Consider the following 12,400-nt stretch of genomic DNA (forward strand, 5'->3'; position numbering starts at 1 on the left):
CGTGCCCGGCATGAAAGAATGGCCAGCATGGCAGAACATACCCCGGGCACAGACACGCCCGTTTCCGTAAACGTTCCCGACAAGCCCGCCCTCGAAGGCCTTGAGGACGCCCTGACCCGGCGCTGGCGCGGGGAGGGAACCTACAAGTTCAACCCCGAGACCACCCGGGAGCAGGTCTACTCGATCGACACTCCCCCGCCGACGGCGTCCGGCTCGCTGCACGTGGGACACATGTTCTCCTACACACAGACCGACGTGCTGGCCCGCTACCAGCGGATGCGCGGCATGAACGTGTTCTACCCGATGGGCTGGGACGACAACGGCCTGCCCACCGAGCGCCGTGTGCAGAACTTCTACGGCGTGCGCTGCGACCCGTCGGTGCCGTACAACCCGGACTACCAGCCGCCGGCCACGCCGGCCAAGAACCAGCGCGATTTCGACGTCGTCTCGCGCCGGAACTTCATTGAGCTCTGCGAGACCCTGGCTGTGGAGGACGAAAAGGTTTTCGAGAACCTCTTCAGCACGCTGGGCCTGTCCGTGGACTGGGACCTGACCTACCGGACCATCGACGACGTGTCCCGCTCGGTCTCGCAGCGCGCCTTCCTGGCCAACCTGACCGCCGGCGACGCCTACATGGCCGAAGCCCCGACGCTCTGGGACGTCACCTTCCGCACCGCCGTGGCGCAGGCCGAGCTTGAGGACCGGGAGATGCCCGGCGCCTACTACCGCTACGCCTTCGAGACGGCCAACGGCGAGAAGGTCCACATCGAGACCACCCGCCCCGAGTTGCTGCCGGCCTGCGTAGCACTGGTGGCCCACCCGGACGACGAGCGTTACCAGAAGCTGTTCGGCACCACCGTGAAATCCCCACTGTTCGGCGTGGAGGTGGAGGTCAAGGCGCACCCGCTGGCCAAGCCGGAGAAGGGCGCCGGCATCGCCATGGTCTGCACCTTCGGCGACCTGACGGACGTCACCTGGTGGCGCGAGCTGCAGCTGCCCACCCGCTCGATCGTGGGCCGCGACGGCCGGATTGTGGCCGAGACGCCGGAGTGGATCACCACCGAGGCAGGCAAGGCGAACTACGCCGAGCTGGCCGGCAAGACCGTGTTCTCCGCCAAGGAGAAGGTAGTGGAGCTGCTGGCCGCCGCCGGCGAGCTGGACGGCGAGCCCAAGAAGATGACCCACCCGGTCAACTTCTACGAAAAGGGCGACAAGCCGCTGGAAGTCGTCACGTCGCGCCAGTGGTACATCCGCAACGGCGGCCGTGACGAGGACCGGCGCGAACGATTGATCGGCCGCGGCCGGGAGATCGACTTCCACCCGGCGTTTATGCGCTCGCGCTACGAAAACTGGATCGAAGGCCTCAACGGCGACTGGCTGGTCTCCCGGCAGCGCTTCTTCGGCGTGCCGATTCCCGTCTGGTACCCGCTGGACGTTTCCGGCAACCCGGACTATGACAACCCGGTGCTGCCGAGCGACGAGATGCTCCCGGTCGATCCGGCCGCCGAGCCCGCCCCGGGCTACGAGGAGTCGCAGCGCAACCAGCCCGGCGGCTTCATCGGCGACGCCGATGTGCTGGACACCTGGGCCACCTCGTCGCTGACGCCGCAGATCGTGGGCAAGTGGAGCCGGGACGAGGCATTCTTCAACAACGTCTTCCCGTTCGACGTGCGCCCGCAGGGACACGACATCATCCGCACCTGGCTGTTCTCTACCGCGGTGCGCGCCGATGCGCTCAACGGCTGCGCGCCGTGGAAGCACGCGGCGCTCTCCGGCTGGATCCTGGACCCGGACCGCAAGAAGATGTCCAAGTCCAAGGGCAACGTGGTGGTCCCCACCGACGTACTGGAGCAGTTCGGTGCCGACGCGGTGCGCTACTGGGCGGCCTCCGCCAAGCTCGGCGCGGATACCGCCTACGAAGTCGCGCAGATGAAGATCGGCCGCCGACTGGCCATCAAGCTGCTCAACGCCTCCAAGTTCGTGCTGAACCTGGGCGCCACCCAAGCATCGGTGATTGCCGACGACGCCGCAGTAGTCACCAACCCCTTGGACATCTCGCTGCTGGGCCAGCTGGCCGATGTGGTGGAAACCGCCACCGCGGCGTTCGAGAAGTACGACCACGCCCGGGCGCTGCAGGTCACCGAGAGCTTCTTCTGGTCCTTCACGGACGACTACGTGGAACTGATCAAGGACCGTGCCTACGGTGCCGCCGGCCAGGCGGAGCAGGACTCGGTGCTGGCCACTCTCGCCACCACCCTGGACGCGCTGCTGCGCCTGTTCGCGCCGTTCCTGCCCTTCGCCACCGAAGAGGTCTGGAGCTGGTGGCGCGCCGGTTCCGTGCACCGCGCTGAATGGCCGACGACGGCGGGGCTCGCCTCGGTCGCCTCGGCCGCCGACAAGGGCCTGCTGGGCACCGTCGGACTGGCGCTGGGCGGCATCCGCAAGGCCAAGTCGGAAGCGAAGGTCAAGCAGCGCACCGAAGTGCTCACCGCGACCATCAGCGGTTCGGCTGCCCAGATTGCGCAGCTGGAGGCCGGGCTGGGTGACCTGAAGGCCGCCGGCAATGCCCGCGAGGTCATGCTGGCCGAGGCCGAGGGCGAGCTGACCGTCACCAAGGTGGAGCTTGCCGCCGCGGAGGCTGCGGCCGAGTAGCCAAAGCTCCGTCACGTAGCGGGTGGCTCCGACGCGAGGACTCCTCGGGTCGGAGCCACTGCTCGCTGGGCCTCTTATCGGGGCCGTTAACGAGGGGAAGCCCCATCAGCGTTTACGCCGTTGGTGGGGCTTCGACTCGTTGATCCAAAGGTGACGGCTTTGGGTCTCGCGAACTCCGTGGATTTTCAGGTCTTCCTAGCCTCGTCACTGGCTGGCAGTTTGTGGAGCTAGTCCACTACTTGTCACTGAATCTTTGGTGTTCGGTCCCGCATCTTTTGGCGGATGCGTATAGATATATATACTCCTGCGCAAGCCGACACGCCATAGCTGCACGGAAATATTTTCCGGTTGGCTATGGCGTGTCGGCTCGTGGCAGATGGTCAGCCGGGAACGTGTCCGGCGAACCGATCAGTTGAATTCGGGGCTGGTGGTCCGCGAACGCTTGATCTCGTAGAAGTACGGGAAGTCGGCCAGCGCTACGGCGCCGTCGAAGATCTTGCCGGCGTCCTCGCCGCGCGGAATCCGGGTCATCACCGGTCCGAAGAAGGCCGTGCCGTTGAAGGCCACCACCGGCGTTCCGACCTCGTCGCCGACCTTGGAGATGCCTTCCTCGTGGCTGGCGCGCAGCTGTTCGTCGTACTCGTCCGAGGTGGCGAAGCGGGCCAGGTCGGCGGGCAAGCCGACTTCTTCCAGCGCCGCGGCGGTGACGGATTCGTAATCCTTGTTGCCACCGTTGTGGATGCGCGTGCCCATCGCCTCGTAGAGCTTGCCCACGTAGGCCTCGCCGTTCAGTTCCTGGGCGGCGATGATCACGCGCACCGGGCCCCAGGCCTTCTTCAGGAACTCCTTGTACTCATCCGGCAGCTCATCGCGGCCGTCATTGAGCACGGCCAGGCTCATCACGTGCCATTCCACCTTCACGTCGCGGACCTTCTCCACCTCAAGAATCCAGCGGGAAGTGATCCAGGCGAACGGGCAGGCCGGGTCGAACCAGAAGTCAACAGTGGACGGTGCGGCGTTTTCAGACATATGGCAGTGCTCCTTCAGGGGTGCCGGTTATGGGTGCTGATGTGCGTAACTGCGCGGGCGCAGGTTTTGTTCCGCCTGCCTCAAGGCGGACGCTTGTGCGCCCCGCAGCGGGCTACGCCGCAGCGAGTTGCGTCGGAGAGGTTTGCGCAGCCGGCTATGGCGGGGCACCTCTGGCCGCTAAGGATGCCAGTCAGGCGGAGTCGCGGCGGCGGAGGGCTTCCACGTCGTGCGGGATCAGCGTGGGTTCGGCCCCGTTCAGCACTGTCGCCGCCGTGATCACGGCGGTGGCAATGTCCTCGCGGCCGGGCAGGTCGAACATGATCGGCTGCAGCGTCTCTTCCATGATCGCGCGCAGTCCGCGGGCGCCGGTCCCCCGCTCCAGGGCCAGATCCGCCACTGCCTCCAGAGCGTCCTGCTCGAAGGCCAATTCCACGCCGTCCAACTGGAACATCTTCTGGTACTGCCTCAGCAGCGCGTTCTTCGGTTCGGTGAGGATCTTGATCAGCGCCGGCTTGTCCAGCTCAGCCACCGTGGTGATCACCGGCAGGCGGCCGATGAACTCCGGAATCAGCCCGAACTTGAGCAAGTCCTCGGGCATGACCTCGCCGTAGTTGTCCTGCTGCCGCGCGGTGTCCCTCAGCGGTGCGCCGAAGCCGAGGCCCTTGCGCCCCGCCCGCGAGCCGATGATCTCCTCCAGCCCGGCGAAGGCGCCGGCAACAATGAAGAGGATGTTGGTGGTGTCGATTTGCAGGAACTCCTGCTGCGGGTTCTTCCGTCCGCCCTGCGGCGGCACCGAGGCCACGGTTCCTTCCAGGATCTTCAGCAGCGCCTGCTGCACGCCCTCGCCGGAAACGTCGCGGGTGATCGACGGGCCCTCGCTCTTGCGGGTGACCTTATCGATTTCGTCGATGTAGATGATGCCCTGTTCGGCCTTTTTAATGTCGTGGTCGGCGGCCTGGATCAACTTCAGCAGGATGTTCTCCACGTCCTCGCCCACATAACCGGCCTCGGTCAGCGACGTCGCATCCGCCACCGCGAACGGCACGTTCAACTGGCGCGCCAGCGTCTGGGCCAGATACGTCTTGCCGCAGCCGGTGGGGCCGATCAACAGCACGTTCGACTTGGAGATCTCTACGTCCTGCAGGTCGCCGGCGGCGGTCAGCGCAGCGTTGCCCGGGGCGGCATGGCCGGACCGGATGCGCTTGTAGTGGTTGTACACCGCCACGGCCAGCGCACGTTTGGCCGGTTCCTGGCCGATCACGTATTCCTGCAGGAACCCGAAAATCTCCCGCGGTTTCGGCAGCTCCAGGAGTTCTGTTGCGGCCGTCCCGGCACCGAACTCTTCCTCCAGGAGCTCGTTGCACAGCCCAACACATTCGTCGCAAATGTAGACGCCGCCGCCGGCGATCAGCTTCTTGACCTGCTTCTGGCTCTTCCCGCAGAACGAGCAGGTGAGAAGCTCCGCGCTTCCGGCGGTCCGGGCCATAATGTATCCCCTTGTCTGGTCCTCGTGCGTCGTCCGGTGGTCGTCAGTGTGCGGTGCGTCAGGCCGACTTGTTCCGCCGCTTGGCCACCACGTCGTGGGAAATCAGCGTCGGTTCGGCCTTGTTCAGCACCACGTCTGCAGTGATCACCACAGAGGCGATATCTTCGCGGCTGGGGAGGTCGAACATGACGGGCTGCAGGGTCTCTTCGATGATCGCCCGGAGCCCGCGCGCACCGGTCCCCCGCTCCAGCGCCAGATCAGCGACTGCTTCCAGCGCTGCCTGCTCGAAGCTGAGTTCCACGCCATCCAGCTGGAACATCTTCTGGTACTGCCGCAGCAGCGCGTTTTTCGGTTCGGTCAGGATCTTGATCAGTGCCGGGCGGTCCAAGTTGGACACCGTGGTGATCACCGGCAGGCGGCCGATGAACTCCGGAATCAGCCCGAACTTCAGCAGGTCCTCGGGCATGACCTCGCCGTAGCTGTCCTTTTCCGCTGCCGCGTCCTTGAGCGGGGCGCCGAAGCCGATGCCCTTGCGGCCGGCCCGTGATCCGATGATCTCTTCCAGCCCGGCGAAGGCCCCGGCCACGATGAACAGCACGTTGGTGGTGTCGATCTGGATAAATTCCTGGTGCGGGTGCTTCCGCCCGCCCTGCGGGGGAACCGAGGCCACGGTTCCCTCCAAAATCTTCAGGAGTGCCTGCTGCACGCCTTCGCCCGACACGTCGCGGGTAATCGACGGGTTCTCGCTCTTGCGAGAGATCTTGTCGATCTCGTCGATGTAGATGATGCCCTGTTCGGCCTTCTTGACGTCATAGTCGGCGGCCTGGATCAGCTTGAGCAGGATGTTTTCCACATCCTCGCCCACGTAGCCGGCCTCGGTCAGGGCGGTGGCGTCCGCGACCGCGAAGGGAACGTTCAGCCGGCGGGCCAGGGTTTGGGCCAGATAGGTCTTGCCGCAGCCGGTGGGGCCGATCAGCAGGATGTTGGACTTGGAGACTTCCACGTCCTCCAGCGGGCTGGCATCGGAGAGATTAGCGGTGCCCTTGGGCGCATGGCCGGACTGGATGCGCTTGTAGTGGTTGTACACCGCTACTGCCAGCGCTCGTTTGGCCGGCTCCTGGCCGATCACGTATTCCTGCAGGAAGTCGAAGATTTCGCGTGGCTTGGGCAGTTCGAAGGAGCCCAGGTCCGAAACCTCGGCCAACTCCTCTTCGATGATCTCGTTGCACAGCTCAATGCACTCATCGCAGATGTACACGCCTGGGCCGGCGATCAGCTTCCTGACCTGTTTCTGGCTCTTGCCGCAGAAAGAGCACTTGAGCAGGTCAGCGCTCTCACCTATGCGAGCCATATCCGTCCCCTTACTTGTCCTACGTCGGCACCTGCCGCGGCGGCTAAGCTGTCCAACCCCGCTACAAGGTGCTGCGTTGATGCCGAGTTGGTGCTGCGCTGCCGAAGCTGGCTGACACCAACTCTAATTCACTGCGCCGACAGTTTCAGTAACCACACTGCCCGTGGTGCGATATGACGCGCCACGGGCAGTGAAAGCAATCCAGCAATCTTACCTGTTATTACTTGGTGATCGCCGGCTTGTTGATCTTGCGGGAGTCGAGCACCTGGTCGATCAGCCCGTATTCCAGGGCACCGTCGGCGGTCAGGATCTTGTCGCGCTCGATGTCCTTGTTGACCTGGGCCGCGTCCTTGCCCGAGTGCATGGCCAGCGCGTTCTCCAGCCATTCACGCATCCGCATGACCTCGTCGGCCTGGATCTGCAGGTCGGAAGCCTGGCCGCGTTCCCCGCCACCCAGTGCCGGCTGGTGGATCAGCACACGGGCGTTCGGCAGGGCCAAACGCTTGCCCGGCGTGCCGGCGGCCAACAGTACAGCAGCAGCACTGGCCGCCTGGCCCAGACACACGGTCTGGATCTCCGGGCGGATGTACTGCATGGTGTCGTAGATCGCGGTCATCGCGGTGAACGAGCCGCCCGGCGAGTTGATGTACAGCGTGATGTCGCGGTCGGGGTCGGTCGACTCAAGCACCAGCAGCTGGGCCATGATGTCGTCGGCCGAAGCGTCGTCCACCTGGACACCCAGGAAGATGATGCGGTCTTCGAACAGCTTGGTGTAGGGATCCTGGCGCTTGAAGCCGTACGGCGTGCGTTCCTCGAACTGGGGCAGCACATAGCGGCTCTGCGGCATGTTTGCGGCGTAACCGCCGGCAGCGGCACCGAAGTTGTAGTCCATGAGATTCTCCTGCTTGTATTCGGGTCGGTGGCGCGTGGGCTCAGGATTCCGTCGTCGAGGCGGAGTCGCTTTGCGTCCCGCCACCGCCGGTGACGCCGCCAGCGTGGGCGGAGATCTTGTCGAAGAACCCGTAAGCCAGGCCCTCCTCAGCCGTGAACCACTTGTCGCGGTCGTTGTCGATCAGGATCTGCTCGACCGTCTGTCCGGTCTGCTCGGCGGTCAGCTCGGCCATGACCTGCTTCATGTGCAGGATCAGCTCGGCCTGGATCCGGATGTCCGAGGCCGTGCCGCCGATGCCGCCGGAAGGCTGGTGCATCAGGATCCGTGCATGCGGAGTGGCGTAGCGTTTGCCCTTGGTGCCCGAGGACAGCAGGAACTGGCCCATCGACGCCGCCAGACCGGTAGCCACGGTGACCACGTCGTTCGGAATGAACTTCATGGTGTCGTAGATGGCCATGCCGGCGGTCACCGAGCCGCCGGGCGAGTTGATGTAGAGGTAGATGTCCTTTTCCGGATCCTCGGCCGAGAGCAGCAGCAGCTGCGAGCAGATGGCGTTGGCGTTCTCGTCCCGCACCTCGGAGCCGAGCCAGATGATGCGCTCTTTGAGCAGACGGTTGTAGATGTAGTCTTCACGGCTAGCGGCGTCGACCGTAGCCATCATCGGAGTGGCGGATTCATTCGACATGCTGAAATACCTCTCGCTTCTTCCCCTGGGCTGAACCGTCATCCGGCGCCCCTCGGGTCGTTTACCTACTTGGACAGTAACGTGTTCGGCTGCCCGATTCCTCCCTGACAACGCACTGTTCGCTGACGGCGCATCAGGCCCGTGTTCTCGCGGTAAAAGCTCTGCCTGCAGCAGAATTACGACGCCGGAGCTTGCCTTTCGCAGCGCCGTTCACCGCGCGCCCGACTCACCTTTTCAACGGCCTGAATCAAGCCGGACATCGCCGCCGAGCGTCCCTTCGCACCCAGGCCGGGCATCGCCGTCGCGCACTCCTCCCCGCGCAAGCCGGGCACCGTCGTCGAGTGCCCCTCCCCACCCAAGCCGGGCACCGCCGTCGAGCACGGGGGTTAAAGCGGCGGACCGCCGGTCCCTTGCGGGAGTCCGGCGGTCCGTCCGTGCGGCGGTGTGCTGCCTACTTCTTCTCTGCCTCAGCAGCCTCTTCGGCTGCGTCGGTGTCCTCGATCGACTCGGTGTCGGCGGCGTCGGCCTCGGCGTTGGCAGCTTCGGCTTCGGCAGCCTGGATCAGGTCCTCGACGTTCGGCTCTTCTTCGCCGGCCGGGCGGACGAAGTCGCTCAGGTCGACCTCGTTGCCATTGGAGTCGGTGACCTTGGCCAGCTCCAGGACCTTGGCCAGGGCCTTGCGGCGGCGGACCTCGCCCACCATCATGCCGACCTGGCCGGACTGGTCCAGCAACTGCGCGAACTGGTTCGGGTCCATGCCGTACTGACCGGCGGAGGAAACGATGTAGTCGATCAGTTCGGCCTGGCTGACGCCCAGCTCTTCCTTGTCGGCCACGGCATCCAGCACGATTTCGTTCTGGAAGGCCTTCGCGGTGTTCTCGCGGACCTCGGCGCGGTGTTCCTCGGTGTCGTGGTCTTCACCGTGGCTGTTCTCCGGGCGGAAGTGCTGCTCCAGCTGCTCCTCGACGACGGATTCCGGCACCGGAACCTCGACCAGCTCCATGAGCTTGTCCAGCACCTTGTCGCGGGCCTCGATGCCCTGCTCCATCACCTTCGCGTCGGCAGCCTGCTTGGCCAGGTCTTCCTTCAGCTCGGCGATGGTGTCGAACTCGCTTGCCAGCTGGGCGAAGTCGTCGTCGGCCTCGGGCAGCTCGCGCTCCTTGACGGCCTTCAGCTTCACCGTGACGGTGGCGTCCTGACCGGCGTGCTCGCCGCCAGCCAGCTTGGTCTCGAAGGTGGCGTCTTCGCCGGCGCTCAGGGCGGTGACGGCTTCGTCCAGGCCTTCGAGCATGGTGCCCGCGCCTACCTGGTAGGACAGGTCGGCGGCGGAATCAACCTCTTCGCCGTCCACCTTGGCGGACAGGTCCATGGTGATGAAGTCGTCGGCAGCGGCCGGACGGTCAACGGTCTTCAGGGTGCCGAAGCGGCCGCGCAGGTCGTCCAGTGCCTTCTGCACGTCTTCCTCGGAGGCCTCGGTGGCTTCCACGGTGACCTCGAGGCCGGCGTACTCGGGCAGCTCGACCTCGGGGCGGATGTCGACCTCAACGTGGAAGGCCAGCTGGCCTTCGGTGGCGGACGGATCCGGAACCTCGGTGATTTCCACCTCGGGGCGGCTCAGCGGGCGGATGCCGGTCTCTTCGATGGCGCCCTGGTAGAAACCGTTCAGGCCCTCGTTGATAGCGGTCTCGATCACGTAGCCGCGGCCCACGCGCTGGTCGATCAGCTTGGCCGGAACCTTGCCCTTGCGGAAGCCGGGAACCTGGATCTGACCCGCGATGGTCTTGTACGCCGCGTCGATGCTGGGCTTGAGTTCCTCAAAGGGGACCTCAACGTTGAGCTTGACCCGGGTGGGGGTGAGGGTTTCGACAGCGCTCTTCACAGCGTTAGGACTCCTGATAGCTATAGGGGTTAAATCTGCACCAAGAATACAGAGTCGGGGCGACAGGACTCGAACCTGCGATCTCCTGCTCCCAAAGCAGGCGCGCTAGCCACTACGCTACGCCCCGTAGTGCACACGCAAGTCTACGGGCTATCCCGGCCTGCTGCACAATTACGTTCCGCTGAGCAGTTGCGCCGACAAACCCTGGCACCGCTGCCGCTAACAGAAAAGGCGGCCCTACTGGACCGCCTCTCACTGCGAGGGGATGACGGGAATCGAACCCGCGTAATCAGTTTGGAAGACTGAGGCTCTACCATTGAGCTACATCCCCGAGGACGTTGAAACTTTAGCACGACGGCGGCCCCGTTCAACAAATCGGCCCGGCCGGCGACGCTGGCCTCTGCCCCTGCCAGCCCTTCGTTCAGGCTGCTCGCAGAGTCCGCGCGGGCGATCGTCCTGAGCTTCGTTGCTTAATCGATCCAGCCGCGGCACGGCCTAACTGCGCGCGCACAGAGAATGCTTGAGGGCAGGGTCAGCCGCCTAGCGCGGGGCGGGGGGTGCCTCTATGGTTTTCGTCAAGCGGCGGAAGCGAGGGGTGCGGGCTTCGGGTCTTGATAGAGGGTGCTGTCGCGGAGCATGGCGAAGAGGACGTCCGTGCGGCGGCGGGCGAGGGCGATGATGGCTTGGTTGTGTCGTTTGCCTTCGGCTCGTTTGCGGTCGTAGTAGGCGCGGGAGGGCGGATGGTGCAGGGCGGCGAAGGCGGAGAGGAACAAGGCGCGTTTGAGTTTCTTGTTGCCGCACCGGCTGGTGTGCTCGCCGCGGATCGAGGTTCCGGAGCGGCGGGTGACGGGCGCGATCCCGGCGTAGGAGGCCAGGTGTCCGGCGTCTTTGAAGTCTTTGCCGACGACTTCGGTCAGGATGCGGGCGCAGGTCCTGACGCCGATGCCTGGCATCGAGGTCAGGACCGTGTGAAGAGGGTGGGCCTCCACGAGTGCTTCGACCTGGGCGGCGACTTCATCGCGTTGGGTTCGCAGGGCCAGCAGCTGGGCGGCCAGTCTGGGTATGACGGTGGCGGCGGCTCCGGTGCCGGCGACGACCACTGTCTGCTCGTTCAAGGCGGAGAACACCGCATCGGTCAGCCGGTCCGCTGCCCGGGGAGCGCGTTTCTTCAGCCTCGCACGGACGTGGCCGCGGCCGGCGGTCTTCAACGCAGCCGGGGTCGGGTAGCGGGTGAGAAGGTCCGCGACCGCGGGGTGGTCAAGGTGCGGGCCCAGTGCGCGTTCCAGGGCGGGGTGGATCTGAGTGAGCAGGCCGCGGATCCGGTTGCTGGTGGCAGTGATCTGGGATGCGAGGTCATCGTCGAAGCCGCAGAGCACGCCGAGTTCGGCAATGGCTTCATCGCCGAGGGCGATCGAACGCAGCGTATGCGGCATCGTGCGTGCTGCGTCGGCGATGATCGCCGCATCACGGGCATCGGTCTTGGCCTGACCCGGGTGCAGGTCCGCGATCCGGCGCATCGCCAGGCCGGGAAGGTATCCGACCGCTGCGCCCATATCCCTTGCGACGGCCACGGGCAGCGCGCCGATCGTGGCGGGTTGGTCGACGACGAGCAGGACCTTGCCGTGCCGGCCAAGGCCGGTCAGGATTTCGCGCAGCCTGGCTTCATCGTTGGGCAAGGTTCTGTCGTAGAGCCGTTTGCCGGACCGGTCCAGGGCGACGGCGTGGTGGTCGGATTTGCCGACGTCCAGGCCGACGAAAACGTCGATGTCCTGCTGGTCAAGAACCACTGCGTACCACCTTCCGAAGAGCCGTCAGCTGCCTGTGCCGGCCGGACCATGGCGGCAGTCGTCGGCATCCACGTTACGAATGACCCGCAAGCCGTGCCTCTATCAGCGATCAACTCCCGCCGGGCCGGTCCCGGTGGCAACACCCCCCTGATCATGAAACGACTGGGGGCAACAACCATGCCGGGACCGGCCGGCCAGCACACCCTAAATCCTGCAACAGGAACGGGCTACGAAAAAGGTAACGGGGAATAATCGCCGGGGGCAGGGTTTAGCGTCGAGGGCAGGGTTTGTGGACCCCGCTCTCACAGCTAAACCCCGCCCTGACCGGAGCCTGGGCCCAGGCGGGCGGCATGACTGTGCGCCTCGGCGCGGAAGCCTTGAGGGCAGGGATTAGCCGCCAAGTGCGGGGGTAATAATCGCCGAGGGCAGGGGTTAGCGTCGAGGGCAGGGCCTATCCCTCTCTGTCAGCCTGAAGTGAGACGAATTCCGTTTCATGAGGGCCGATGGAGAAATGTAGGAAATGACCAGATCAACACGTCTTGGCCCGTTTCGGACTGTGGCTGAGAAAATGGAGATCCTGGCGGAGTACGAGGCCGCGCCAAACGGGTCGAAGGGCGAGGTGCTTCGCCGGCACAGACT

8 protein-coding genes and 2 tRNA genes are annotated in these 12,400 nt (G+C 65.1%); 1 reads left to right on the plus strand and 9 read right to left on the minus strand.

Annotation, left to right across the window (positions count from 1 at the left end; genetic code table 11):
• The first annotated feature begins 27 nt into the window (after positions 1-27).
• Positions 28-2,652 carry a valine--tRNA ligase gene (gene valS, locus E4J89_RS07350; protein WP_136785467.1) on the plus strand — a complete coding sequence of 875 codons (2,625 nt, stop codon included), beginning with the start codon at positions 28-30 and terminating at the stop codon, positions 2,650-2,652.
• A 408-nt stretch (positions 2,653-3,060) separates the two neighbouring features.
• On the opposite strand, the gene E4J89_RS07355 is transcribed toward valS, so the two are convergent.
• The 9 genes from E4J89_RS07355 to E4J89_RS07395 all read right to left on the minus strand — a co-directional run bounded on the left by E4J89_RS07355 (position 3,061) and on the right by E4J89_RS07395 (position 11,761).
• Positions 3,061-3,681, minus strand: coding sequence for a DsbA family protein (locus tag E4J89_RS07355; protein WP_136785468.1), 621 nt, complete (start codon positions 3,679-3,681; stop codon positions 3,061-3,063).
• A gap of 190 nt (positions 3,682-3,871) precedes the next feature.
• Positions 3,872-5,167, minus strand: a complete 1,296-nt coding sequence (clpX, locus tag E4J89_RS07360; RefSeq protein WP_136785469.1) for an ATP-dependent Clp protease ATP-binding subunit ClpX — start codon at positions 5,165-5,167, stop codon at positions 3,872-3,874.
• Positions 5,168-5,225: 58 nt separating this feature from the next.
• Positions 5,226-6,518, minus strand: a complete 1,293-nt coding sequence (gene clpX / locus E4J89_RS07365; RefSeq protein ID WP_136785470.1) for an ATP-dependent Clp protease ATP-binding subunit ClpX — start codon at positions 6,516-6,518, stop codon at positions 5,226-5,228.
• 220 nt (positions 6,519-6,738) lie between these two features.
• Positions 6,739-7,410, minus strand: coding sequence for an ATP-dependent Clp protease proteolytic subunit (locus tag E4J89_RS07370; protein ID WP_136785471.1), 672 nt, complete (start codon positions 7,408-7,410; stop codon positions 6,739-6,741).
• Between the two features lie 40 nt (positions 7,411-7,450).
• Positions 7,451-8,068: an ATP-dependent Clp protease proteolytic subunit gene (locus E4J89_RS07375; protein WP_136785505.1), complete on the minus strand. Its 618-nt coding sequence runs from the start codon at positions 8,066-8,068 to the stop codon at positions 7,451-7,453.
• A 478-nt stretch (positions 8,069-8,546) separates the two neighbouring features.
• Positions 8,547-9,974 (minus strand): trigger factor, encoded by a 1,428-nt coding sequence (gene tig, locus E4J89_RS07380; RefSeq protein WP_136785472.1) that lies wholly within the window; start codon positions 9,972-9,974, stop codon positions 8,547-8,549.
• A 54-nt stretch (positions 9,975-10,028) separates the two neighbouring features.
• A tRNA-Pro gene (locus E4J89_RS07385) sits at positions 10,029-10,101 on the minus strand.
• A 133-nt stretch (positions 10,102-10,234) separates the two neighbouring features.
• Positions 10,235-10,305, minus strand: a tRNA-Gly gene (locus E4J89_RS07390).
• Between the two features lie 244 nt (positions 10,306-10,549).
• On the minus strand, positions 10,550-11,761 hold the full coding sequence (locus E4J89_RS07395) for an IS110 family transposase (RefSeq protein ID WP_136785473.1): 1,212 nt from the start codon (positions 11,759-11,761) through the stop codon (positions 10,550-10,552).
• Between the last annotated feature and the right edge of the window lie 639 nt (positions 11,762-12,400).

Origin of the sequence: Arthrobacter sp. CAU 1506, assembly GCF_005047635.1 — a bacterium.
Taxonomy (GTDB): Bacteria; Actinomycetota; Actinomycetes; order Actinomycetales; family Micrococcaceae; genus Crystallibacter.